The sequence below is a fragment of the Hymenobacter sp. BT188 genome, assembly GCF_014333585.1.
GTDB lineage: Bacteria > Bacteroidota > Bacteroidia > Cytophagales > Hymenobacteraceae > Hymenobacter.
The window spans coordinates 220,025-245,297 of the sequence record NZ_JACSCW010000005.1; the positions used below are offsets into that span (position 1 = coordinate 220,025).

General features: G+C 53.3%; 23 protein-coding genes. 17 read left to right on the forward strand and 6 right to left on the reverse strand.

What is annotated here, in order from left to right:
• Nucleotides 1–45: 45 nt before the first annotated feature.
• The 4 genes from rnr (at nt 46) to H8B13_RS15735 (ending at nt 4,839) form a co-directional block, all read left to right on the forward strand.
• Nucleotides 46–2,559, forward strand: a complete 2,514-nt coding sequence (gene rnr, locus H8B13_RS15720) for a ribonuclease R (protein WP_187311772.1) — start codon at nt 46–48, stop codon at nt 2,557–2,559.
• Between the two features lie 150 nt (nt 2,560–2,709).
• Nucleotides 2,710–3,681, forward strand: a complete 972-nt coding sequence (locus H8B13_RS15725) for a polyprenyl synthetase family protein (protein WP_187311773.1) — start codon at nt 2,710–2,712, stop codon at nt 3,679–3,681.
• A 137-nt stretch (nt 3,682–3,818) separates the two neighbouring features.
• Nucleotides 3,819–4,457, forward strand: coding sequence for a rhomboid family intramembrane serine protease (locus tag H8B13_RS15730; RefSeq protein WP_315985153.1), 639 nt, complete (start codon nt 3,819–3,821; stop codon nt 4,455–4,457).
• A gap of 106 nt (nt 4,458–4,563) precedes the next feature.
• Nucleotides 4,564–4,839 carry a PLD nuclease N-terminal domain-containing protein gene (locus tag H8B13_RS15735; RefSeq protein ID WP_187311774.1) on the forward strand — a complete coding sequence of 92 codons (276 nt, stop codon included), beginning with the start codon at nt 4,564–4,566 and terminating at the stop codon, nt 4,837–4,839.
• Between the two features lie 113 nt (nt 4,840–4,952).
• Here H8B13_RS15735 and H8B13_RS15740 read toward each other — a convergent pair whose 3' ends face one another.
• Complete coding sequence (locus H8B13_RS15740; protein ID WP_187311775.1) at nt 4,953–5,582, reverse strand: DUF2939 domain-containing protein; 630 nt, start codon at nt 5,580–5,582, stop codon at nt 4,953–4,955.
• 197 nt (nt 5,583–5,779) lie between these two features.
• Between H8B13_RS15740 and H8B13_RS15745 the strand changes: the two genes are divergently transcribed.
• Both H8B13_RS15745 and H8B13_RS15750 read left to right on the forward strand, forming a co-directional pair.
• Complete coding sequence (locus tag H8B13_RS15745) at nt 5,780–6,622, forward strand: glycerophosphodiester phosphodiesterase family protein (RefSeq protein ID WP_187311776.1); 843 nt, start codon at nt 5,780–5,782, stop codon at nt 6,620–6,622.
• A gap of 359 nt (nt 6,623–6,981) precedes the next feature.
• Nucleotides 6,982–7,368 (forward strand): helix-turn-helix domain-containing protein, encoded by a 387-nt coding sequence (locus H8B13_RS15750; RefSeq protein ID WP_187311777.1) that lies wholly within the window; start codon nt 6,982–6,984, stop codon nt 7,366–7,368.
• A gap of 102 nt (nt 7,369–7,470) precedes the next feature.
• Here H8B13_RS15750 and H8B13_RS15755 read toward each other — a convergent pair whose 3' ends face one another.
• The 3 genes from H8B13_RS15755 to recF all read right to left on the reverse strand — a co-directional run bounded on the left by H8B13_RS15755 (nt 7,471) and on the right by recF (nt 9,971).
• Nucleotides 7,471–8,034: an acyl-CoA thioesterase gene (locus tag H8B13_RS15755; protein ID WP_187311778.1), complete on the reverse strand. Its 564-nt coding sequence runs from the start codon at nt 8,032–8,034 to the stop codon at nt 7,471–7,473.
• 355 nt (nt 8,035–8,389) lie between these two features.
• The gene (locus tag H8B13_RS15760) at nt 8,390–8,707 is read right to left on the reverse strand and encodes a DUF721 domain-containing protein (RefSeq protein ID WP_261990412.1); all 318 of its coding nucleotides are present in this window, start codon (nt 8,705–8,707) and stop codon (nt 8,390–8,392) included.
• A gap of 94 nt (nt 8,708–8,801) precedes the next feature.
• Nucleotides 8,802–9,971 (reverse strand): DNA replication/repair protein RecF, encoded by a 1,170-nt coding sequence (recF, locus tag H8B13_RS15765; RefSeq protein ID WP_315985154.1) that lies wholly within the window; start codon nt 9,969–9,971, stop codon nt 8,802–8,804.
• A gap of 133 nt (nt 9,972–10,104) precedes the next feature.
• Between recF and pdhA the strand changes: the two genes are divergently transcribed.
• The 8 genes from pdhA (at nt 10,105) to lptC (ending at nt 18,156) form a co-directional block, all read left to right on the forward strand.
• On the forward strand, nt 10,105–11,157 hold the full coding sequence (pdhA, locus tag H8B13_RS15770; protein ID WP_187311980.1) for a pyruvate dehydrogenase (acetyl-transferring) E1 component subunit alpha: 1,053 nt from the start codon (nt 10,105–10,107) through the stop codon (nt 11,155–11,157).
• A 45-nt stretch (nt 11,158–11,202) separates the two neighbouring features.
• Nucleotides 11,203–11,973 (forward strand): tetratricopeptide repeat protein, encoded by a 771-nt coding sequence (locus tag H8B13_RS15775; RefSeq protein WP_187311779.1) that lies wholly within the window; start codon nt 11,203–11,205, stop codon nt 11,971–11,973.
• A 161-nt stretch (nt 11,974–12,134) separates the two neighbouring features.
• A complete protein-coding gene (ribH, locus tag H8B13_RS15780; protein ID WP_187311780.1) occupies nt 12,135–12,611 on the forward strand; it encodes a 6,7-dimethyl-8-ribityllumazine synthase in 477 nt (158 codons plus the stop codon).
• Nucleotides 12,612–12,859: 248 nt separating this feature from the next.
• A complete protein-coding gene (locus tag H8B13_RS15785) occupies nt 12,860–13,243 on the forward strand; it encodes a TraR/DksA family transcriptional regulator (RefSeq protein WP_084443474.1) in 384 nt (127 codons plus the stop codon).
• Nucleotides 13,244–13,417: 174 nt separating this feature from the next.
• The gene (locus tag H8B13_RS15790; protein WP_187311781.1) at nt 13,418–15,310 is read left to right on the forward strand and encodes a pseudouridine synthase; all 1,893 of its coding nucleotides are present in this window, start codon (nt 13,418–13,420) and stop codon (nt 15,308–15,310) included.
• Between the two features lie 186 nt (nt 15,311–15,496).
• The gene (locus H8B13_RS15795; protein ID WP_187311782.1) at nt 15,497–16,249 is read left to right on the forward strand and encodes a type III pantothenate kinase; all 753 of its coding nucleotides are present in this window, start codon (nt 15,497–15,499) and stop codon (nt 16,247–16,249) included.
• Nucleotides 16,236–17,579 (forward strand): OmpP1/FadL family transporter, encoded by a 1,344-nt coding sequence (locus H8B13_RS15800; protein WP_187311783.1) that lies wholly within the window; start codon nt 16,236–16,238, stop codon nt 17,577–17,579. Before H8B13_RS15795 ends, H8B13_RS15800 begins: the two co-directional genes overlap by 14 nt.
• Nucleotides 17,572–18,156: an LPS export ABC transporter periplasmic protein LptC gene (gene lptC / locus H8B13_RS15805; RefSeq protein WP_187311784.1), complete on the forward strand. Its 585-nt coding sequence runs from the start codon at nt 17,572–17,574 to the stop codon at nt 18,154–18,156. Before H8B13_RS15800 ends, lptC begins: the two co-directional genes overlap by 8 nt.
• 289 nt (nt 18,157–18,445) lie before the next feature.
• On the opposite strand, the gene H8B13_RS21700 is transcribed toward lptC, so the two are convergent.
• The gene (locus H8B13_RS21700; RefSeq protein WP_187311981.1) at nt 18,446–18,532 is read right to left on the reverse strand and encodes a pentapeptide repeat-containing protein; all 87 of its coding nucleotides are present in this window, start codon (nt 18,530–18,532) and stop codon (nt 18,446–18,448) included.
• 124 nt (nt 18,533–18,656) lie between these two features.
• Between H8B13_RS21700 and H8B13_RS15815 the strand changes: the two genes are divergently transcribed.
• The 3 genes from H8B13_RS15815 to recJ all read left to right on the forward strand — a co-directional run bounded on the left by H8B13_RS15815 (nt 18,657) and on the right by recJ (nt 24,865).
• Nucleotides 18,657–20,783, forward strand: a complete 2,127-nt coding sequence (locus H8B13_RS15815) for a peptidylprolyl isomerase (protein ID WP_187311785.1) — start codon at nt 18,657–18,659, stop codon at nt 20,781–20,783.
• Between the two features lie 228 nt (nt 20,784–21,011).
• Nucleotides 21,012–22,841 carry a tetratricopeptide repeat protein gene (locus H8B13_RS15820; protein WP_187311786.1) on the forward strand — a complete coding sequence of 610 codons (1,830 nt, stop codon included), beginning with the start codon at nt 21,012–21,014 and terminating at the stop codon, nt 22,839–22,841.
• Nucleotides 22,842–23,137: 296 nt separating this feature from the next.
• Complete coding sequence (gene recJ, locus H8B13_RS15825; protein WP_187311787.1) at nt 23,138–24,865, forward strand: single-stranded-DNA-specific exonuclease RecJ; 1,728 nt, start codon at nt 23,138–23,140, stop codon at nt 24,863–24,865.
• Nucleotides 24,866–24,879: 14 nt separating this feature from the next.
• On the opposite strand, the gene H8B13_RS15830 is transcribed toward recJ, so the two are convergent.
• On the reverse strand, nt 24,880–25,272 hold the full coding sequence (locus H8B13_RS15830) for a GtrA family protein (protein ID WP_187311788.1): 393 nt from the start codon (nt 25,270–25,272) through the stop codon (nt 24,880–24,882).
• Between the last annotated feature and the right edge of the window lies 1 nt (nt 25,273).

Sequence of the window (25,273 nt, forward strand, 5' to 3'; positions counted from 1 at the left end):
GCCGCCTGCGAAAACTACAACCATTGGGCGGCACCTTCTTTTCGAATGAAGAAACAAGATGAATCTGCAGCTCCCCGCGCCCCTCGCGCGAAAGCTGCCCGCGGCGAAAAAGCCGCTGCTGCCCCCGTTACCAAAACGCAAGTGTACCGGGTATTTGCCGACAACCCCGGCAAAGTATTTTCCTATCGTCAACTCTCACGCCGCCTCGGCGTGACCACCAAAGAGCAGCGCGAAGAGGTGTTTGATCACCTCAAAGCCCTGCGCAAATCCAATCAGCTTACCCTGCTCCAAAACGACGACTACCGCCTTACCGACCCGGCCGCGCTACGCATGCAGCCCGACGCCGGCCAGCGCCCTGAGCGCGGCCGTAACAAGGGGGGCAAATCTCGGCCAGATGGCGCTGCCATTGAGGCTCAGTTTGGGCAGGATCCACTAGTACATCGTCGGCGCGATGCTGGGTTCGACTTCCCTGGCGACGACCGTCAACGCTTCCGCGAGCGACCCGGCTCCGGTGGCGACATCATCACCGGTACGGTAGCTTTGGCTACCAATAAGTACGCTTTCGTAATAAGCGAGGAAAGCGAAAACGACATCCGCGTTTTCACTGACCGTTTGAAGTTTGCCATGAACGGCGACACAGTACGAGTGCGTCTGCGTGGTGAGCGCGACGGCCGTCCCGTGGGCGACGTGCTGGAAGTAGTAAAGCGGGAGCGGGAAGAAATAGTAGGCCAACTGACGGTGCAGAACGCCGGCTTCGGTTTCGTATCACCCGACCATCGCAAGATGTACTTCGATGTCTTTGTGCCTCACGAAGGCCTCAAAGATGCCCGTAGCGGCGAGAAAGTCCTCGTGCGCATCACGGAGTGGCCTGAGGACCCCGGACGTCAGCCTGTGGGCGAAATCGTGCGCTCTTTTGGCCAGGCCGGCGAGAACGAGGCTGAGATCAACGCCATCATGGCGGAGTTTGGGCTGCCGTTCGAGTTTCCTCAGGATGTGGAGGAAGAGTCGGAAAGTATTTCGGACCGCATTCAGGAAGACGAAATTGCGCGCCGCCGCGACTTCCGCGACATCACCACCTTCACCATTGACCCCGCCGACGCTAAGGATTTCGACGACGCGCTATCCATCCAAAAACTGGAGAATGGCAACTGGGAAATCGGCGTTCACATTGCCGACGTGACCCACTATGTGCGGCCCGAGTCGATGCTGGAGCGGGAGGCCCGCCACCGCGCAACTTCGGTTTACTTAGTCGACCGCGTGATTCCAATGCTGCCCGAGCGCCTGTCGAATGGGCTGTGCTCGTTGCGGCCCAATGAAGACAAACTGACTTTCTCAGCGGTGTTTGAGTTGGACGAGAACGGCAAGCTCTATGACTCGTGGTTTGGCAAAACCGTTATTCACTCCGACCGTCGCTTTGCTTATGGCGAAGCGCAGGAACGTATTGAAACGGGGGAGGGTGACTTTGTTGAAGAGGTAAATACACTGAACAACATTGCCAAGAAACTCCAGGCTCAGCGCTTCAAGAAAGGTGCTATTGGCTTCGAAACGCAGGAGGTAAAATTCCAGCTAGACGAGAATGGTAAGCCGGTGGGCGTGTACGTGAAGGAACGCCAGGATGCGCATAAGCTCATTGAAGAGTTTATGCTACTGGCTAACCGCAAGGTGGCCGACTTCGTGTTCCAGAAAAAGAAGACCAAGCCGCGCTTCACTATGGTGTATCGTACCCACGATGCGCCCGATGCCGACCGCCTACAGAACTTCGCTTTGTTCGCCAAGAAGTTTGGTCACGACCTGAACTTGGAGAACCCTAAGAAGCTTTCTAATGAACTGAACAGCCTGTCGGAAAACGTAGTGGGCAAGCCTGAGCAGAATGTAATTCAGACCTTGGCTATCCGTACCATGGCCAAGGCTAAGTATACCACTGAGCCGCTGGGTCACTTCGGTTTGGCCTTCGACCACTATTCGCACTTCACTTCGCCCATCCGTCGCTACCCCGATATGATGGCGCACCGCCTGTTGGAACACTACCTGCAGGGGGGCAAAAACGTGGAGGCTGAGCCCGTAGAAGAAGAGTGCAAGCACTCCTCCGAGCGTGAAAAGCTAGCTGCAAATGCCGAGCGCGCCAGCATCAAATACAAGCAGGTGGAGTACATGGCTGCCCGCGTAGGTGAGCAGTTCAAGGGTGTGGTATCGGGCCTCACGGAGTGGGGTATGTATGTGGAAGTGGAGGAGAACAAGTGCGAAGGCATGATCCGCATCAGCGATATTCCCGGCGACTTCTTCGAGCTCGACAAGGATAACTACCGCCTCGTTGGCCAGCGCAGCAAGCGCATCATTCAGTTTGGCGACGAGCTGCAAGTCATCGTGAAAGCAGCCAACCTGCTCGACCGCACCATCGACTTCGAACTGGTAGATGAGCGCCCTATGTCGCAACGCCGCAACGATACACCGCGTCGCGAGGAAAGCGGCCGTAGCCGTCGGTCGGAGCGAGGACCTGAGCGGGACCGTGGCGGCAAAAGCAGTGGTGGCCCAGGCGGCGGTGGTAAGCGCCGCCGTTAAATAGTGGCCATTTAAGATTAGAAAGCCTGATGGCTGCACAGTGTGCGGACATCAGGCTTTTCTGTTGCGCTAATTTGCCCCCCAGCATTACGTCTAATCCACTCCAGCCCGTTCCTCCGTACCTTTCCCGCCTCAATACATCTTGCCCCTGTGAGCCCCACTGATTTCACGCAAAAAATAACCGCCGCCCTGGCTAGTCTTGAGTACGGTCAGCAGCCAGTAGCCCTCTACGAGCCCATTCGCTACATCATGGCCTTGGGGGGCAAACGCATCCGCCCCTTGCTTACCCTGATGGGCGCTCACCTCTTCACCGATGAGCTGGACCCCGTGCTACGGCCGGCTTTGGCTACCGAAGTTTTTCACAACTTCACCCTGCTCCACGATGATATCATGGACCAGGCTCCCCTGCGCCGGGGCCAGCCCACGGTGCATGAGAAGTGGAACGCCAACGTGGCCATCCTGAGCGGCGACGTGATGCTGGTGCGGGCTTATGAGCTGTTCCTAAACGTGCCGCCGGCCCTATTGCCAACCGTGCTGCGCAAGTTCAGCCAGACCGCAGCCGAGGTGTGTGAAGGCCAACAATGGGACATGGATTTTGAGACGAATGAGCACGTCTCTATCGAGCAATACCTGGATATGATTCGGCTGAAAACAGCTGTGCTACTCGGCTTTTGTCTGGAGCTAGGAGCCTTGCTGGGTGGTGCTTCCACGGAGGATGCCGACCACCTGCGCCAATTCGGTACCGACGTTGGTATCGCCTTCCAACTGCGCGACGATCTGCTAGATGTGTATGGCGACGCGGCTACCTTCGGCAAGCGCGTAGGCGGCGACATCGTGTCGGATAAGAAAACCTTTCTGCTGCTCACGGCCCAGGCTCAGGCAAATGCCCCCCAGCAAGCTATGCTGGCCCAATACCTCGGCCAGCCCAGCGCTGACACTGCCGCCAAGGTTCAGGCAATTACAGCAGTCTATGACCAGCTTGGCATCCGCATTCAAACGGAAGCTCGCATAAATGAATACTTCCAAGACGCACTTTTGCACCTAGACCGCGTCACGGCACCAACGCCGCGCAAGGCCATTTTGCGGCAGTGGGCACTTGAGCTAATGGCTCGCGAGAGTTAGTTTCGGTTTCTAGCCAAATTTAGGCCCGCTGTCAGCATTTTGCGGTTTAAGTTGAGCTTGGCTATTACTACTGTCGTCAAAGACGCATAGGAGCCGTAAATGCGGCTTCCTCCTTATTACTTCTTATTTGTCTCCTGATGCTTAATCTGAATGTAGTGCTCGTGCTCGTTATCCTGACGGGGGGCATTTCCTTATACGCTTGGTCAAACCCAACTCTGCGGGAAAGCTGGATCATGACGCCCTTTCTGGTGCGCCGGCGCAACGAGTGGTACCGCTTCCTCACGTCCGGCTTCCTGCACGCCGACTGGATGCACCTCATCTTTAACATGCTGGCCTTTTACTCCTTTGGCGGCCTCATTCAGGATGTCTTTGTGCAGGTGTTTGGCGTAATGGGCGGTATCTGGCGGTTTCTACTGCTGTATCTGGGGGGCATTATTGTGTCAGACATTCCTACTTATCTACGCCATCGCAACGACCCCAACTACCACAGCCTAGGAGCGTCGGGTGGCGTCGCCTCCGTCATTTTTGCAAGTATTCTGTTCCGGCCCATTGAGGGAGGAATCTACATCTTTCCTATTCCTTTTGCCATTCCAGGTGTTCTTTTTGGTATCCTTTACCTGGCTTATTCCTACTACCAAGGCCGTCGGCAGGGCGATAATATCAACCACGATGCTCACTTCTATGGGGCTATCTACGGTATCATCCTGACACTGCTACTCGTTCCGATCTCAGGATCGATTTTCTGGAAAGAAATCCAATCTTATTTATTTAACTAGTTGATTATTAAATATTTGTGTATCAAACATAAGCAAAATAATATCTAATATCTCAGCAGGTCCGTAAAGGGCATCATATCATCTTTTCTCTCCAACAACACCTGCTATGAACAAGCTTCTTTCTCTTACTAATCGACTGCCCGCTGTAGCCATGCTTTTCTCTCTGGCTTTGGCTCCTCTGCTTGGTGGTTGCTCAGGTCGCAGTTCCAACGGTAACATCACCATTGCCGGTATTATCTATCTTTTGCTGGCTGTGCTGGCCGTTGTCAGCCTGATCAAGCAGGACTGGTCTATCGGCAAAAAGATTATTTGGGGCTTGGTAATATGGTTCTTCCCTTTCCTTGGCTCTATCATCTACTTCCTGTTCTCAGGGCGTAAATAACTCCCGCTTAAAAAACACGAAAAGGCCCCGCCGCTCGCTTGCGCCGGGGCCTTTTCGTGTTTTTAAATTCAATTCTCAGAGCTCTGAATAGTTAGTTAAAATTGCTTGGTTAGCTATCTGGTTTTCAGTATGCGCTGCTTCTCCAATCGAGCTGTATGCTTAATTAAGGTGCCCATATTGGCAATTTCCGTCACGCGCCAGTAGTCACCTTGGTCGAGCATTTTCAATTCCAGAACCAGAGTAGTGTCGTATTGAGGTTGCGTTATTTCTAAGCCAACCAAAGTTTGGGCATCCTGTTGATTAACGTATTTGATCCCCTTGAATTGAGGGTTTGGCCCAATCACCCGACCGGCCAACCCCATCACCGACACGTTCATTCCACCAATATTTTGTCCTGCTGCGGCCACTTCTTCCGCCGAGCCCGATTCGATATAACGTCTTACTTCTTGCGTCGCAGATTGTGCCAGCTGCGGCTTCAGCAGCCGTAGGGCGCTTTGAATAATCGCCCCGTTCACGTTCAGTCCTTCCAGTGCGGAGCTTTCATCCGAAACCTGGTCGACTAAGTTGCGCGCTACCCTATCAACGTCTACGTAGCGCTCAAAAGTGGTAACGTCATGTGTGCGGACAGCATTGGCGGCTTGCGCAAGCGAGTACTGCGGACTTGCCATTACTACCATGCGATAGTACCAATAGCCACCTGCTCCGACAATTATCAACAGTGCGAGCAACAATACTTTCTTCATAGAGTGTGGTAAAAGGAATTGATTACGCTTTAAGGAGGGCCAAAGTACCGCATTTCATTGCTGGCATCTGGTCTGTATAAATGCCAGAAACATTCTCTGTTTAAAATCATGCAGTGTATTCTGGGGGGCTTTTTGCCAACTAAAGCTAGCCGAGCAAGAGGTGCATGCGTATTCAGGATTCCCTAATGTGCTGAAAAATGCCCCCCAAGCCACTTATACTTCCTGAAGTACATGGACATCGTGGTTGTCGTGGCTTGCGCCCTGAGAATACGCTTGCGGGCTTCCTTTATGCCTTAGAGTTGGGGGTAGATGCCCTGGAATTAGATGTCGTCATCTCAGCCGATGAGCAGGTGGTTGTATCGCACGAGCCCTGGCTTTCAGCTGCTATCTGTCGGGATGCTGCCGGCGAGCGCATCGACCCCGCCAGTGAGCGTTTGCACAATCTTTTTTTGATGCCATACGCTGCCATCCGCCCCTGTGATTGCGGCTCTGTTCGAAACCCGCGCTTTCCCCATCAACTGCTTAATGCCGCTTACAAACCCCTGCTGCAGGAGGTAATTGCGGAGGCAAATAGGTATGCTCAATACCTCGGCCGACCGTTGCCATTTTTCAGCATTGAGATAAAAAGCAGCTTGGCTGGGGATGGCATATTGCATCCTTCCCCACCACGCTTCGTCGAACTGGTCTCGGCGGTCGTGCACGCTGCCGATGTAGCTAAACGTACCACACTGCTGAGCTTCGATAAACGGGTTTTGCAAGCCGCCCGGAACCAAGTTCCGTATCTGCCCTTATGCCTATTGGTTGAAGATGCACATCCGCTTGCTGATCACCTGAGGGAGCTGGGTTTTGTGCCCGCTGTCTATGGCCCAGAGCACCGCCTTGTCGATGAGAAACTCGTAGCAAAAGCCCATACTCATGGCATGCGAATCATTCCCTGGACAGTAAACGAACCAGCCGATATGCAACGCCTCCTTACGCTTGGCGTCGACGGTATCACTACTGACTATCCTGACCTCCTAGTGGGTTTACTATTACGATAGCACTAAGCAGAAGTGTACCTCTGTTCAGTGTGTAGTAATGCGTCGTCTTCGGGATAAAAATTAACTACTTCTTTATACTGGCGAGTTTATTTCAGGCGTACGATATGGTGTTACAAGTGCCCTTAACTAAAAAGTGCTTTTTCAGCCTTATTAGGCAGGTTTATATTGTATTTATACATATGTAACAAGAATGGTAACGATATGTATTGTTACAGTGAGGCTGTAAAGTGTACAATGTTACGTATTGTAATACTGTATTGTATTTGCACATTGTGTAACTGTTCGTTTTTGCGAACATATTTGTACGTATGAAACAAATTTAACACCTTTACAGCCCCACCGATATATAACGCTTAATTATGCCGCACCAGGGCAAAATCCTTCAAGATGCCATCAAAAACAGTGGTATTTCCATCACACGCATTGTGGAGGAACTGGGTATTACGCGTCCAACTATCTATCGTAAATTCAAGGAAGAAACACTTGATTACGGTTTCGTAAAGCAAGTTGGCGAAATCATTACACATGATTTTTCGCAAGACTTTACATCGTTACAACAAGTAGTGTTACCCTTTGTGTCCGTTACACCTTCTGTTTCTGTTACAAGTGGTGTAACGCATCGCCCTGCGCCGTTACAATCTAGCGATAGTGACCCTGTTAAGCAGCTTATGGCTCTTCAGGCTAAGTATATAGCCTTGTTAGAGGCCTATAATGAGCTCTTGTTGAAAGTGTACAGTCCTAAGTGACAAATATGTTCCACGTGAAACATGTGGCCGTTACGGGCGTGTACTAGGGTAGTATAGCAAGTGCCGTTAAGGCCTTGGATTTGCATAAAAAAGCAACAGTATTTAGTAGCCCAATTGACAGTTCTCATTTCGCAACAGATCGGCCTGCTGAGCCACGGCTAGCATAGAGCGAGCGTTATCAAACTCGACACTGTATTGGGCTTTTAGCTCCTTGCGTTTGATGGCTTCCATGAAGCGCCGCGTGTCATCAGGAGTTTCTAAAAGCAGGCCCGGCACAGGGGTAGGACGACCATTGTCATCCTTGGCAACCATGGTAAAATAGCAGGTGTTGGTATGTTTCACAGAGCCGGTCCGAACGTCTTCGGCAATGACTTTGATACCGATTACGAGCGAGGTGCGACCAACGTAGTTAACGGAAGCAAGCAGTGATACTAACTCGCCCACCTCAACTGGCTGGAGGAAGTTTACACCATCTACACTCACCGTCACACAGTAAGTGCCGGCGTGCTTTGCGGCGGCGGCATAAGCTACCTTGTCCATAAGCGATAGCAGAATCCCGCCATGAATTTTGCCCCCCAGATTGGCATATGATGGTATCATAAGTTCGGTGAGAGTTACCCGCGAGTGGGACACTAAGCGGAATTCGGGTCGGAGGGAAGATGACATAAAAAGAAAGTTCGGGATAAGATGTAAAGACCTAAATGCAGAAGGCGAGGTGTGGGCCCGTGGGGGAGGCGCGCAGGTAGCCTTCGGGATTGCTCTTAAAGGTGAGCAACACCTAGCTGACTGACGTGAAGATATAGCTCGCCATGTAGCCCTAGTGTAGCCGATGGCGACCAAGAACACATAATAAGGAAAGTCGTGTCGGAACTAAGAAAGGGTGACTCGCCGACTTACTGATGACAGGTTTTCCTGTTGGGGCCGAGATAGGGGGCAGCCCATGCTCACATCATTATAGGAGCTGCCACAAAGCATTGAGCTCCGAACCACAAAGGATGATATAGGAATAAGGAAAACTGGGCTAGAGGAAAACCACCTCTTTAATAACGGTTTCACCAACCTCATCATTAATAAGCTCCATTACGCGCGTCTTAGCCATAACGAGTTCATGTTTGAGGGGGGCCGAACTTAGGCGCACGAAGAGTTTGCCATTACTGATATAAATCTCCTGGGTCTTGAGGGCTACAGCCTTACCCATAATGCGTTCCCAACTCGACACGACGAATACCTCATTGAGCTTACCCTGTAAGCGATACGCTTTGAGCAGCGCCTTAATACCATCCTTTAAAGGGACAATATCAGCCTGACGCGAGTTGTCGGAGTTGCTTGGTTTTTTCAAGGGAATGCAATACAATAATGCGCGAGCCAGATAGCAGAATAGCTACCGGGGGGGCAAAATTAGATGGCTACAAAGGTACGATATTCAAGCTCCGCTAAAGGGCAGTAACGGTTCCGTTGTGCACCGCAAAGCGAGCTACTTGCTCCGAGATGGTTGCAAGAATTCGGTCGGTGCGCTCCAGGTGTGTATCGGTTAGAAAGACCTGACCGAAGGTATATTCTGCTACCAACTGCATTAATCGAGTGATGCGCTTTTCATCGAGCCGGTCGAAGATATCATCAAGCAGGAGCAGAGGCTTATGTTGTTTGCGGCTGGCAAAGATTTCAAATTGGGCAAGCTTCAAAGCAATAGCATACGACTTCTGCTGGCCTTGAGAACCATAACCCTTAACCGGCAACTCATCCATTAGAAAAGTGAAGTCGTCTTTATGAGGTCCAATAGTGGTGCGCTGCAACGTGATATCGCGCCGCTCATTGGTGCGAAGTAGATGGGCAAAGTCGGCGCCGGGAAGTTGGCTCTTATATTCAAGGCTTACCTGTTCGCGGCCATCAGCCAGCTGCTGGTAGTGGCGCTGAAAAAGAGGGGTGAACTCCGTCAGAAATTGTTGGCGCCGCTCCATAATTTGCCCCCCAGCGGGTACCATCTGTTCGTCAAGTACCAGCAAGTAGTCGCGATCGTAACCGCGGCCGTCAGCGGCAAGCTTGAGCAAAGCGTTGCGCTGACGCAGTAAATTAGAGTAAGTAATAAGGAGCTCCAGATAGTCATGATCCAACTGGGAGATCAAACTGTCAAAGTACTTGCGCCGCTCCTCACTACCCTCCCGAATCAAGTCGGTATCATAAGGTGAGATAAGCACTACTGGGTAGCGACCTATATGATCCGCAATACGTTCATATGCTTGTTTGTTGCGCGTGACCAGTTTCTTTTGCCCTACACGAAGGCTGCACTGAATAGTGTCGGTGTCGCTGGGGGGCGTTTGGAAGCGGCCCTTCACTACAAAAAACTCTGCACCCTGCTTAATGCTCTGGGCATCGGCAGTAGCAAAGGCGCTTCGAGTAAGAGACAAATAGTGGATAGCATCGAGCAGATTCGTCTTGCCACTTCCATTGTCACCGACAAAGCAATTGATGTGAGGAGAGAAAGCCAAAGTGGCTTCATCGTAATTTTTAAAGAACAATAGGTGTAGGGTTTCCAGAATCATCCGGTTCGAAATTGCAATCCTTTTGCGTACTTTCGCATCCCAAACGCGAACAACCGAAAGCACGATGGCGGAGACGAAAGTAAAGGCTGACTCAAAAGCGACTAAGTCGGCAAAAAAAGCGGCAAGCCCGAAAGGCACTTCCAACGGTAACGACGCGGCGTCGGTTACCAAAACGGTGAACCAGCCTGACTCGGGTATGCCACCCTCTAACGAGGAAGCGAAAGAAGCGACTGGTGCGCCCAAGGCTACTGTGCCCGCCAATCCAAAGTTTCCTAAGGAGACTTACTTGCAGTGGTATGAGCAAATGCAGCTCATGCGCAAGTTTGAGGAGAAGGCCGGGCAGCTTTATGGTCAGCAAAAAATTAAAGGCTTCTGCCACCTGTACATCGGTCAGGAGGCTTGCGTAGCCGGTGCGGTATCAGCCTTAACTAAAGATGATAAGTGGATAACGGCTTACCGCGACCATGCTCATCCGCTGGCACTCGGTACTTCGCCCAACGCCATCATGGCCGAGCTGTTTGCGAAAGCTACCGGTTGCTCCAAAGGCAAAGGTGGCTCCATGCACATCTTCGATAAAGAAGTGAATTTCATGGGTGGGCACGGCATCGTAGGTGGTCAGGTTCCGCTGGGTGCTGGTATTGCTTTTTCAGAAAAGTATAACAAGACAGGCAACCTCTGCATCTGCTATATGGGCGATGGTGCCGTGCGTCAAGGTGCCTTGCATGAGGCCTTCAACATGGCCATGCTCTGGAAGCTGCCGGTTATCTTCGTTATCGAAAATAACGGCTACGCAATGGGCACTGCCGTGCAACGTAGCTCTAACGTAACGGAACTGTACACGCTGGGCGAGAGTTATGATATGCCTTCATTCCCGGTGAATGCTATGAACGTAGAAGACGTGCATGAGGCCGTCGCCCAAGCGGCTGAGCGCGCCCGCGCCGGCGAGGGACCTACGCTGCTCGAGTTTAAAACCTACCGCTACAAGGGCCACTCCATGAGCGACCCAGCGAAGTATCGGACAAAAGAAGAATTGGAAGACTATCGCTCACGCGATTCTATCGAGGCCGTTCGTCATACTATCCTGACGAACAACATGGCCACCGAGGACGATCTTAATGCTATTGACGAGCAAATCAAAGCGGCCGTGAATGAGTCCGTAGAGTTTGCTGAAACCTCGCCATATCCCACTGCCGACGAGCTCTACAAGGACGTGTACGTGCAGCAGGACTATCCTTATATCCGCGACTAACTGTCGAATTTCCCCAGCCGCGAGGCTGCCTTTTTGCCCCCCGTAATGTCGAAGATTCCCTACACGCGCAATACCCCTAACGCCCGCCAGCGAACCGAGGTGCCCGCAGATCCAAACCAACCTGTCACGGACGGTGTGACCGAGCATCCGTTGATGGAAGACCCCGACGCGCTGGCTCTCCGGCTGGTGGAGTCTGAAGACTTTGTTCGGCGCAACAAGACGGCCTTGCTAAGCTTACTAGCGGTGGTAGTACTGGCCGTTGTTGGCGGGTTTGCGTTCTACACATGGCGTAATACCCAGAATGAAAAGGGACAGGCTGCCATGTATCAGGCGGTGAACTATTGGGAAGCTGATTCGCTGAACAAAGCCCTCAAGGGTGATGGGCAGTACGATGGTTTGGCTACTATCACTTCGGAGTACAATGGTACGCAGGCAGCCAATCTGGCTAACTTCTATGCTGGTGTAGCTGCGTTAAAAGATGGCAAGTACCAAAACGCTATTGACTATCTGGAAGACTTCACTTCAGATGATCTGCTGGTGCAAGCCCGTGCTTACTCTCTGATCGGTGACGCTTATCTGGAACTGAACAAGTTCAAGGAGGCAGCTGATCAATATGAGAAGGCTGCTAACTTTAAGTCCAACGAATACTTCTCGCCTGGCTACCTGATGAAGGAAGCTACGGCCCGCGAGCTTGCCAAAGACTATGAAGGAGCCATTAAGGCCTACACCAGAATCGTTGATGAGTATCAGAATGCTGCTGAAGTAACGGAGGCTAAACAATACTTGGCCCGCGTTCAAGCTCTGGCTGGTAAGTAATCATTCCAAGTCCGTAGACTCTGCGGTTTCGTAAAAGGAAAAGGACGGTTTCTTACCGTCCTTTTCCTTTTGCTAATAGTGAGTTCATCCATATCACGTCGAAGAATAAGCAGCCTCATACTTACCCTTCGCAAGACGATCGTTCTACAAATATCTGATCCATGGCAACCGCTCTTAAAAATCTTAGCGATTACAACTCTGACCACTTTGTTGATATTACTGACAAGCGTTTCGGCTTGGTGGTGGCCGAGTGGAACCGCGAAATAACGGATATACTCAGCGCCGGTGCCTACGAGACCCTGCTCAAGCATGGCGCCCAAGCCGTCAATATTTTTCGCAATACAGTACCGGGTAGCTTTGAGCTAACACTAGGCGCTCAGCTATTGGCCCAGCATGAGGAGATTGATGCCGTCATCTGCTTAGGCGTCGTGATTAAAGGCGACACAAAGCATGATGATTACATCTGCTATGCCGTAGCCAACGGTATAACGAATGTGGGATTGAAATATAATAAGCCCGTCATCTTTGGCTTAGTGACAACCAATACCCTGGAGCAAGCCTGGGATCGGGCGGGAGGCAAACATGGCAACAAAGGAGTGGAAGCGGCTGTAGCTGCTATTCAAATGCTAGGCTTCTGATAAGTACAAGATTAGAGTTTTGTTAAGATGAATGTATAGTGGTCAATTAGCGCACAAAAGCGTAGCTTTGCGGCCAAATACACCATAGGAATCCGTCAGAATACCAAATTCATAACTCCCTAAAGCCATTTTATCTTCTAACAACTAAACTGGTTCAACCAGTGTTAGAAGGGGTACAAAGCTGATCTTCGTTCTGAAAAAGGTTGGCTAATTAATTCACATTCAATAGTTTACTTTCCTTAGCTAACATGAGTGAAGAAACCATACGCTACTCCAGAGAAGATCTAGCGGAGTTCGAAGAAATCATCCAGGACAAGCTTACGGCCGCCCGTAAGGAGGTGTCATTTATCAAAGAAACACTGAGCCGCCGCAACGATTCGGGTACCGACAATACTGCCTCTTCTTCCAAGGTATTGGAGGATGGCGCTGATACGGCCGAAAAGGAAAGCATGAACCAGTTGGCTTCGCGCCAGATGAAGTTCATTCAGCAGTTGGAGAATGCGCTGGTGCGCATCAAGAACGGTACGTACGGTGTGTGCATTGGCACCGGCAAGCTGATTCCGAAAGAGCGTCTGCGGGCTGTACCTCACACCCAGCATTCCATTGAGGCTAAGATGGCGCGCCGCGACTAATAGCTTTCCTGCTACCTACAGATTGCCCGGACTTGCGACCGGCTACCCAAAGTAGGGTTGCGGCGCAGGTTCGGGCACTGTTTTGTTGACTAGTGCGTTAGCATCACCTCGTCTTATTTAGCGATATTTACTTCTCAACCGTACCGTAGCGATACGGCACTTACTTTCCCGACCATGGGCAAAAAGCACAAACCTGATTTTAACGGTGGCCGCAACGGCCGCAACGACTCTCGTCCTTCCGGTAATACGGGGGGCTCCGAAGGCTTCCGTAAGTCCTCGGACCGACCTGCTAATCGGGATGGCAACGACTCTCGTCGTGGCAGCGACTTCCCTTCGCGCCCTACTTTTGGTCGGCCTAACACGGGTAATACTCCCGGTGGTGGTCGCTTTGGTGGCGGAAACGCGGGGGGCAAATTTGGCGATAGAAGCAGTCGGCCAACTGGTGGAGACTTCAACCGCGGGGAGGAGCGCGGGTCACGGGGCAACTTTGCCCCCCGGCGCGATGGCGACAGCCGGCCTACTTTCAACCGCAATAATAACGAGCGCCCCACTCGCTCATTCGACCGCGATGCTCCCCGCCGCTTCGACGAACGTCGCGACAGTGGCTTTGGTCGCGACCGTGACCGCGCCGATGAGCGGCCAGCGCAACCTTATCAGCCTAAAGCTAACTGGCCCGGCCAGCCATACCGGCAGGAAGGCAAGCCAGCCGTTCCGCGCGGTGGGGCAGGTGAGCGCAACCGGAAGTTTAATAAGGTCAATCCTTTTGAAACCGATAAGCCGGCGCCGGCTAAGGCTCCATATGAGCCCGACACTCGCCGCGACCCTCGGACTGACGAATCAGGTCCGGACCGGCCAATACGCCCGGCACGGCCTTTCGATTTCAAAAATGCCCCCCAGGACAGAGATGCTGACCGCGGCGACCAACGCCGCGAAGGTGGCTACGAACGGCGCGACCGCAACGAAGGCAGCTTCGGTGGCCCACGTCGCGACGATGAGCGAGGCAAATTTGCCCCCCGCGGCGACCAACGCCGCGAAGGTGGATTTGGCAACCGCAACACCGATGACAAGCGCGGTAATTTTGCCCCCCGCAGCACCGGTGAGCGTGGTAGCTACGGCGACCGTAGCAATGCTGGTGGCCGCGACTTCGGCTCCTCTGCTCCCCGCGACGCCCGACCATTTGGTGAGCGTCCGGCGCGGCCCGAGAATCGGCCAGCGCGTGATGCCAGCAGCAACCGGGCAGATAAGCCCAAGCGCGACGAAGTACCCGGCGAAGCTCCTGCTTACAAGAACCTAAAGTTTTACGAAGAGGATAAAACCCGTGGTAACAAGCGTCGGCGGGAAGAAGACGATTCGGCTGGCGACACGCTGCGCTTGAATCGCTACATCGCCAACGCGGGTGTTTGCTCACGTCGCGAGGCAGATGCACTTATTGCCGCCGGTGAAATTCGGGTGAATGGCGAGGTAGTTACCGAAATGGGCTACCAAGTGCAGCCCACGGATACCGTGCAATATGGCAAAACCAACCTCAAGCGTGAAAAGGAGGTGTATGTGCTGCTCAATAAGCCGAAAGACTTCATTACTACCACCGATGACCCGGAGGGCCGCAAAACGGTAATGGATCTGGTAGCCACTGCCTCCAAGGAGCGCATCTTCCCGGTCGGCCGCCTAGACCGCAACACAACTGGTCTGCTGCTCTTCACTAATGATGGTGAGGTGGCCCAGAAACTTACGCATCCGTCACACAAGAACAAGAAGATCTATCAGGTGGAGCTGAACACGCCGCTCACCGAAGATCATTTGCGCCAGATTGCCGAAGGCATTGAGCTGGAAGATGGCAAAGCGGAGGTGGATGATGTGGCCGTGGTGGCCGGCAATGCGCACTTTGTAGGCGTTGAACTGCATATTGGTCGCAACCGTATCGTGCGCCGCATATTTGAGTACTTGGGTTACGAAGTCGTTTCTCTGGACCGCGTACAGTATGCAGGACTTACCAAAAAAGATCTCCCTCGTGGCAAGTGGCGCTACCTGAACGAGAAGGAAGTTATTCGCCTGAAGTATTTCTTGTAAGAAGCAACCTACGGACGCTTTACCGACTCATGACCAAGTCGGTAAGGCGTCCTTTGCTTTTGGCCCTTCCCGTCGCTTTTGACTTCTCTATCCAATTAATCTCGACTGCCTTAACGGCTAACTTCAGAAAGCTATTTCTCAAAAGAAGTGCTGACTAAGCAGATGCCGCAGGTAAGCCCTGTTTTCATGCGCACTCTCACCCTCGACATTGGCAATACCACCGTGAAATACGGTTGCTTCGAGGATTATGTGCTACGCGAAACCGTCACTGTTCAGACTAAAGGACAGGTAAGCGAGGTCGTGGAACGTTGGAAGCCAGCCCACGTTATTCTGGCGTCGGTGGCTGGTCCAACGGATGCGTGGGCTGCTGATCTGCGCACGAGGGTGCCGGGGCGGATAGTAGAGTTTAAGCCGGCATCTACGCCTCTTCCTATTCGTAACGGATACGCAACTCCTCAGACCCTCGGCGCTGATCGGCTAGCGGCGGCAGTGGGCGCAGCGTGGCTCCGGCCGGGCCGCGACTCGCTGATAATTGACGCGGGTACGGCCATCAAGTGCGACTGGGTAGAAGGCGGGCATACGTTCCGGGGCGGTAGTATTGCGCCGGGACTACGGCTACGCTTTCAGGCACTACACACGTTTACGGGCCGGCTGCCGTTACTGGAAATGCCCCCCGACCTTACGGCTGAGATTCCGCTGACCGGTGATGACACGGAATCTGCTATTCGAAGCGGGGTGCTTAATGGAGCCGTGGCGGAAGTGAATGGAATGCTTGATCAGTACCGTGCTCTGCGGCCCGCTTTAGGGGTACTCCTGGCGGGCGGCGACGCGGCCTTTTTTCAATCGCGGCTCAAAGGCCCTATCTTTGTAATTCCCGAACTCGTGCTGCTCGGGCTTCACCGAATTTTGGTGCATACCATTGACTATGTGGAAGAATAAATTAGCCGGCCTGATCGGTGTAGGGTTGATGGGTTTGGCAACAGCGCCGCAAAGCCAAGGACAAGGGCTCGGCAACTCGCCGTACTCACGCTTGGGCCTGGGCGATTTCAACCTCAATACTGGCGGGGCGCGTCAGCAAGGAATGGGCGGTGTCGGTTTGGCCGCGCCTAACAGCATTCATATAAACGAATTGAACCCGGCTCTGCTTTATTACACGGCTCGTACTACCTACGAAATGGCTGTGAATGGGCAAATCAAAACGCTTCGCAACCAAACTAATTCTCAGCGCGACGGAAGCGGTACGCTGGGCTACCTGGCCTTGGCTGTGCCACTATCCAAGAGTTGGGCTGGCGCTGTTGGCCTGAAGCCTTACAGCGCCGTCGATTATGAGAGCAACGTAGTCGAAACCGTAGCCTCCGGACCTGCTGGCACGCAGGTGCTCAAGCGCTATCAGGGCGAAGGTGGCCTGTCGGAAGCTTACATTGGGCAGGCGTACCGATTGGCTAAAGGCCTGACAGTGGGCGGTACGGCCGCATACGTATTCGGTAGCATCGACCAGCGCGTAGCTACGCAGGTAGCGCCCGCAGGCGTTACCGACCCTTCGCAACTGGCCAGTGTTGTATTGCTGGAACACGTGCGCTACTCCGATTTCACCTTTCGGGGCGCGGCGCACTACCGCGGCGCCATCAATAGCAAGCTCAACTATAGTCTGGGGGGCGTTTATACCTTCCGCTCGAGCATAGACGGCGTGCGCAATACTTCTCTTGACCGCGAAGACATTGCCGGCAATCAGCTGGAGCGTATTCAGCTAGAGGACAGCCAGAAAGGCGAGGCCCGCGTGCCCGCCATGGCTCAGTTCGGCATCAGCATCGACAACAATAAAAACTTCAGCGCCAACCTCGATGTAGCTCATCAGCAATGGTCGAAGTTTCGCTCCTTCGGTATTACTGGTGGGGCCGGCATCGGTACCCCTTTGGATAATACGGTGCGCGTAGGGCTGGGGGGCGAATACACTCCTGATCCGACCTCCGTAGATAGCTACTTCAAGCGGGTAACCTACCGTGCTGGTATTAGCGCCGCGCAGCTGCCATACCGTCCGGCTGGCCAAACGCTCTACGACCGCGCTGTAAGTTGGGGTTTCAGCCTTCCTGTACCATCGGCTACGCCATTGGAAGCCGCCAGCATGAACCTGGCCTTTACCTACGGGCAGCGCGGCAACACCGACCCTAACGAGGCGAACCCCAACGGCAACGTGCGCGAGGACTATGTGCGGGTGCAGCTAGGTCTAACGCTCAACAACCGCTGGTTTATCAAGCGGCGCATTGAGTAACCAAGGTACGCTCGTGCAAGCGCTTAGCCGCAGTTGGATGAGGCTCCTGGGGGGCATTTTAATGGTGGCCGGTTTGAGTACGGGCTGCCAGAAAAACGACGCCGAGGTTAAAAAGAAAGTGGTGTACAATGGGCCTTTGCTGGAAGCCACCAACGTGACCATGCTGGTCAGCGACTCGGCCAAGCTCCAGATCAAGCTGACGGCTCCTGTGTCGCAGCAATTTGAAAGCGGCGACCAGGTGTACCCGAAGGGTATGAAGGTGACTTTCTATTCGAAGAATGGTGGCATCGTGAATACGCTGCAGGGTAAGTACGGCCGGTACGACAAAGCCAAAGATCTTTACCTCGTGCGCAATGATGTGCGGGTGAGCAATGAGGAGAAGAAGCAGAAAATGAACTCCGAAGAGCTGTATTACGACAAGCAAAAAGCCATCATCTACACCGAAAAATTTGTGCGCGTCGAAACGCCTACCGAGATCCTGACCGGTACCGGCCTGACTGCCAACCAGAATTTCTCGCGCTACAAAATTCTCAAGCCCGCTGGCGTTTTCACCGTCGAAGCGCCGGTAGAAGAGTAACGAAAAAGCCCCTCAGCCATGCTAGTGAATTACTTCCTGAATGGCTGGGGGGCTCTTTAAGCGATTAAACCAACTAGCCAACGCAATCCGTTGGTTTACACTGTAGCAACTGCATGGATTTTAAATTTGATAGAGCGCTGGGGCGCACCGTGCTGTTTTCCGTGGCGGTAGTAGCCCTAGTTATTGGCGTCTACGAAACCATTCTGTCGAATAGCCTGGATGCTATTTCGCGCAATTATTGGCTGTTTATGGTGTCGTTTGCCTGCATGATGTGGTACCGCTACCTCGGTCAAACCAAAGCCAATACGCCCAGTCCAACCGCGCCCACGAAGTCTGCACCCACCAAATCACAGTCGCGCAACCTTGCTCCCCGCAAGAAAGGCCGCCGCTAGGTAATCGTCTGCCGGGCGGCATTCTGGCGCTGCGCTTTGAATGTCCGGCGGATTCTGGTTATTTTGCGACTCTTTCCACTTTTCTATACTGCGCTTTTTTTCAAGTACATGGCATTAATTAACACGATTCGAGAAAAATCGGGCTGGGCCGTCGGCGCCATCGTTTTTGGCCTACTGCTCTTCATTATCGGCGGCGACCTGATTTCGGGTCAGAACCGACTCTTCAATCGTAACGATACGACGGTAGGGGAGATTTCCGGTGAGAAAGTGGAGCTCAACGACTTCAATAACACCCTCGAGCAAGCCAAACAGGCTTTTATCGCTCAGCAGGGACGTCAGCCCGACGAAAACACTCTAGGCTACCTACGCGACCAAGCCTGGAATCAGACCATCTACCGTATTGCTTTCAAGGAGCAATTTGAGGCGCTGGGCTTAGAAGTAAGCGACGATGAGCTATACGACATGGTGCAGGGCCGCAACGTGCACCCCAGCATTCGTCAAGCTTTCTCTGACCCACAAACTGGCCAGTTCGACCGTAACAAGGTTGTAGAGTACCTAAAGAACCTCGACAAATTGCCCCCCCAGGCGCAGGATCAGTGGCGGAATTTTGAAGCTGGCCTAACCCCCGACCGTTTGGCTACGAAGTACAACAATCTGCTTAAGCTGAGCACCTACGTAACGTCGGCCGAGGCTAAGCGCTTCCATGAAGCTCAGAACACCCGCGCCAATATTCGCTACCTCATTGTGCCGTACTTCTCTATTTCGGATTCGGCGGTGAAAGTAACCGACGAGCAGTTACAGGCTTATCTGGATAAAAACAAAGGCCGCTACAAGGTGGAAGATGGTCGTGACATTGAGTATGTGACCATTCCTGTAACGGCTTCGAAAGAAGACAGCGCCGCCGTTCGTGCTTCTGTTGATCAGTTGACTGCTCAGTTCCGCTCGGCACCCAACGATTCGCTGTTCGCCAAGCTTAACTCCGACCAGCCTTACAGCGGTGCCTACGTTTCGCCCGCCGATTTGCCTGAGAAGCTTCGTGAGCAACTACCCTTGCAAGTAGGCCAGGTGTACGGACCTTATGCTGAGAATGGCGTGTACTCTATCTTCAAAGTGACTGGCCAAAAAGCCGGCACTCAGCCTGCCGCCCGTGCCAGCCACATTCTCATTAAGCCCGAAAACACAACTCCGGAAGCCAAAGCTGCTGCCTTGGCTAAGGCAAAAGATGTGTTGGCTCAAATTAAAGGTGGTGCTGATTTCGCTGCTATGGCTCGTCAGTACGGAACCGATGGTACTACCGCTACCGGCGGCGACTTAGGCTGGTTCACGCAGGGCCGCATGGTACCGGAGTTTGAGAAGGCCATTTTTGGAGCTACTGCTACTGGCTTGCTGCCTAATCCAGTAGAAACCTCTTTTGGCTACCATATCATCAAGGTTACGGCTCCTAAGACAAACCAAACATATCAGATAGCCGCCGTACAGAAGAACCTTGTGCCGAGTGAAGCTACCCGTGAAACTGCTTATCAGAAAGCGCAGGAGTTGAAAGGTGCCGCTACCAACCTGGAGGCTTTCCGCAAAGCAGTAGCTGCTGATAAGTCGCTGCAAAAGCTGGAGGTTAAAGGCCTTGGCCGCGGTGACCAGGCTGTGAACAACATGCAAGGTGCTCGGGCAATTGTACGCTGGGCTTACGGTGCAAACCAGGGCGGACCGGAAACCAAAATCGGTGATGTATCGGAGGTTTTTGAAATTGGTGACCAATACGTGATTGCTGCCCTCACCGGCGAGCGCACCAAAGGCACTGCTGATATAGCCAGCATCCGGCCTGAGTTGACGGCCGCAGTTCGCAATGACCTGAAGGCCCAGCAGATTATGGAGAAGCTGAAAGGCAAGACCGGTACGCTGGAGCAAATTGCTGCTGGCTACGGCTCACAAGCTCAGGTGAAAACGGCTAATGACGTAGTTATCAGCTCTGGCATCATTCAGGGCTTGGGCGCTGAGCCAGTAGCTGTAGGTAAAGTATTTGGATTGAAGCCTGGCCAAAAGTCAGCGCCCATCCAGGGTGAGCAAGGCGTAGTAATCGTGGAGCCTGTGAGCATCACACCCGCTGCTGCCCCTGCCGATCTGAAAGCCGTTCGCCAACAGCTTGCTTCGCAGCGCACCGCCCGCACCGATGGCGCCACCTACGAAGCCGTAAAAGCTAACGCCAACATCAAAGACGAGCGCACGAAGTTCTTTTAAACCGAAGTTGCTAGTTGATTAAGTGAAAAGGGTCGCAAAAGCGACCCTTTTTTGTTGAGTGTATATACCGGCAGTATCCGTTATACCTCACACACTATTAACCAAAGTGTGAAGTATTACTAAGTAGATTCTTCCGATCTTTTACTTGGTCATTGCGTTACTTTCTTCTTGGTGGTGAAATGAAACTGGCCCGTAACCAGTTATTTGTACACGTCTCCAATCGCTTCTATGCTATTCCTTAATCTTCGTCGGTTCCGTTTCTTCTTTCTAATCCTGCTAGGTGTGGCTCTATCGGTGCCTCTGCATGCTCAGCAGGAAGGAGGCGATATTGCCCTGGCCCGCGAGTACGTGCGCAAGGGCGAAAACGAGAAAGCCGCTTTCCTCTTTGGCCGTCTGCGCGCCGATGAGCAACTGGCTCCCAATGTACTGCCCGATTACGTAAGCGCGCTACAGAGCTTAAAGCGCCACCGCGATGCCGAGAAGCTGGTGAAGAAAGCCATTCGGCAGCAGCCCAAGGAAATCGGCTACGGCGTGCTGCTGGGGGGCATTTATACCAACAGTGGTGACCAATCTGCCGCCACCAAGCAGTACGAGAAGGTAGTAAGTCAACTCACGGCCGAGCAGGTGGTGCCCGTAGCTACGGAGTTCATGAACCGAAAGCTGCCGGAGTGGGCCGAAAAAACCTTTCTGCGCGGGCGTCAGCTGGCGGGCAACGAAACCGAATTTGCCCCCCAGCTCATCCAGCTTTACACCCAGAGTGGGCAAAATGCCCCCCTGATGGCCGAAACCCTGCGCCTCATCCGCGACGACGACCGGCAATTGCCTTTTGTGCGCAACATGCTTCAGAACAGCCTGCGCGAGGAAAAGGACTTTGAGGTGTTGGAGAAGATTCTGCTTACCAACGTCCAGCAGAACCCCGACCAGGTGGTGTACAGCGAGCTGCTGCTGTGGCTACAGGTGCAGCGCCGCGACTTCACCGGCGCCCTCGTGCAGGCTAAAGCCCTCGACCGCCGCGCCCGCGCCGAGGGTGGCCGCGTGTTGGATCTGGCCGCTATTGCCCAGCGCAACAAGGACTACGAAAGCGCCATTGCCGGCTACGAGTACGTGATTCGGGAGCATAAGCAGGGGCCGTTTTACCCCGTGGCCCGGCAGCGCTTGGTGCAAACCCGCGAGGAGCAGGTGCGCAACACCTTTCCGATTGATGTAACTAAAATACGCAGCCTCATTACCGAGTATGAGCAGGTGCTAACCGAATTGGGTCGCACGCCCGAAACTGCTCCAGTGCTGCGCAATATGGCTACGCTCTATGCTTTTCAGCTCGACGATAAGCCCAAAGCTATGGCGCTTTTGCAACAGGTAATTGATATGCCCCGCGCCAGCCTGACAGTAGTGGACGACGCCAAACTCAACCTGGCCGACATTTATCTATTACGCAATGAGCCCTGGGAAGCCACGCTGCTGTATTCGCAAGTGGAAAAGTCGCACAAGGATTCACCCGTGGGCTACGATGCCAAGCTCCGCAACGCCCGCCTGAACTACTACGCCGGTAACTTCAAGCTAGCCCAGAGCCACCTTGATATTCTAAAGCAAGCCACCAGCCGTGAAATCGCCAACGATGCTATGCAGCTCAGCCTGCTCATCACCGATAATACCGCACAGGATACGTCTGGCGTGGCTCTGCGCGACTACGCTGCCGTGGAGCAGTTGGTATTTCAGAATAAGCTCACGGAAGCCTTGAAGGGCCTCGATAATCTCTTGCAGAAATATCCCGGCCACGCGCTCACCGACGATGCCTGGTATCTCAAAGGCCAGCTTCAGCGCCGCATCGGCGATTATCAGGGGGCAATTACTACGCTCAGTCGAATTACCGGCAACCCCAAATACGATGTGCTCAGCGATGACGCTCTCTTCCTGACGGCCACTATTATGGAAGAAGACGTGAAAGATCAAGCTAAAGCTCAGGAACTCTACAATCAGGTTATGGTGAAGTATCCGGGGAGTATTTATGTAGCCGAAGCCCGTAAGCGCTTCCGCAAGCTGCGCGGCGATAACTCGTAGAAACTGGAGCGAAAGTGTAGTTGTTGCTTACTATAATCAGCTTCGATTTGCGCTCGCTTTGTGGCTACTCTAGGCAAAGAAAACGAACAGCAGCGCAATAAACAGGATGAAAACCAGGTACATCAGCCCATCAGTGAGGATATATTGCCGGTATTGCTGGTAAAACGCGCGAAGCTTTTTCATAAAGTACTAGGGCAAAAGACTGGGGGGCAAAAATACGCATTAGTGGGCGAGGCGGCGTTTTTCTGCTTACTTTTGAAGTCGTCGTCCGCTGTAGGCGACCCCCGCCGACTAGTATGGAAAAGAGATGGATTCGTAAGCCTGTGCCCGACCCGGCCACCGTGCGGCATTTGGCCGATGCGTTGCGCGTAAACGAGGCCATCATTAGCTTACTCTGTCAGCGAGAGGTAAGTTCTTTTGAGGAAGCGCGCGCTTACTTCCGGCCCGTACTTCAGGAGTTGCCCAACCCGTTGCGCATGCGCGACATGGACCGCGCCGTGGAGCGCCTCGTGCGTGCCTTGCATGAAGGCGAGCGGGTGCTCGTATTCGGGGACTACGACGTGGACGGTACTACTTCCGTAGCGGTAGTCTACTCGTATCTACTGCCGCTTTTCGGACCCGAGCGCATCGACTATTACATTCCTGACCGCTACCAAGAGGGCTACGGCGTATCGGAAGCTGGCATTGACTATGCTGCGCAGCACGGCTATGCGCTGATTATCGCGCTGGACTGTGGCGTAAAATCGGTGGATAAAGTAACCTATGCCAACACCCGCGGCGTCGATTTTATCATCTGCGACCACCACTTGCCCGGCCAGGAATTGCCCCCCGCCGTGGCCGTGCTCGACCCTAAGCGCACTGATTGCGAGTATCCGTACAAGGAGCTGTCAGGCTGCGGCGTAGGCTTCAAGCTTATGCAGGCGCTGGGCGAGCATTTGGGTCTGGATGAAGAGCCGCTCCATGAGTTGCTTGATTTGCTGGCCGTCAGTATCGCGGCCGATATCGTGCCCATTACCGGCGAAAATCGCATTCTGGCTTATCATGGCCTGCGCTTGCTCAATGACCCTCAGCGCCCTCAGCGTCCCGGCCTCGACGCCCTGCGCGAGTTGGCTGGCTTGGGCGTAAATGAGCTGAATATCACAAGTCTGGTTTTTGGCTTTTCCCCGCGTATTAATGCCGCCGGCCGCATGGGCGATGCCAAACGCTCAGTGGCCATGCTCTTGGCTCAATCCAAGGAAGAAGCGAAGGAGAAAGCTGGAGTAGTTGATAAAACCAACCAGGAGAGGCGCGGCTTCGATACCAGCACCACGAAAGAAGCGCTGCAAATGATTGAGGACGATGCGGTGCTGCGCACGGCTAGCTCCACGGTACTCTTCAAGCAGGATTGGCACAAGGGTGTGGTAGGTATTGTGGCCTCGCGCTGCCTCGACAAATACTACCGCCCTACCATCATCCTGACGGCCAGCAACGACGGCAAAGCCACCGGCTCGGCTCGCTCCGTAATAGGCTTCGACGTGCACGAGGCCATTGGTGAATGCGCCGACCTGCTCGACCAGTTTGGAGGGCATATGTACGCCGCTGGTCTTACCATGCCCATCGAAAACGTGCCCGCCTTCCGCGAGAAATTTGAGCGTATAGTGGCCGGCCGAATCTTGCCCGAGCAGCTCATTCCGCCAGTAGAAATCGATGGCGTACTGCGACTAAGCGACGTGACGCCGGGCTTCTTTAATCTGCTTCGGCAAATGGAGCCGTTCGGACCAGGCAACTCTAACCCGGTATTTGAGTCGCGGAATGTATACATCGTGCCTCATTCGGCGCGTATTGTTGGCAACTCTCACCTCAAGCTCGTGCTCACCCAGGATGGGCACTACACGATAGATGCCATTGGTTTTGGACTAGGTGAATACCTTGACCGCATCATGCAGGGCAACCCCTTTAGCGTATGCTACACGGTGGAAATGAACGAGTTCCGGGGCGTGAAAAGTCTGCAACTGCGGATAAAGGATATTCGCTGGGAAGAGTAAAGGTTGTCCCCTGATTAAGCGAACGTATAAAAGGCGTTAATCACGAAGTTCCAGATCACTACTACGCCGGTAGAAATCAGCTTAGCCACGTAAAACGGCACTTTCCAGCGCTGATACAGCCAGCGTAGAAGCAAGGTGTTCAGGCCTAATCCGATAATGGCTGCCAGCGCGAAATATCCGAACTGGCCAAGGATAGCCGGGTCTTGGCTTCGAAAAGTCCAGACACGATTCAGGAAAAAATTGACGCAGGTAGCCACGCTGAAGCCAATGGCATTGGCTACATACGGATTCAGCCGTAGCTTCTCCTTGGCCAGATAAGTCAAGCTGAAATCGACGGCTACCCCAAAACCTCCCACCACTCCATACTTGACCAGCTTCATCAATAATTGAGCGTATTCGGGGGGCATA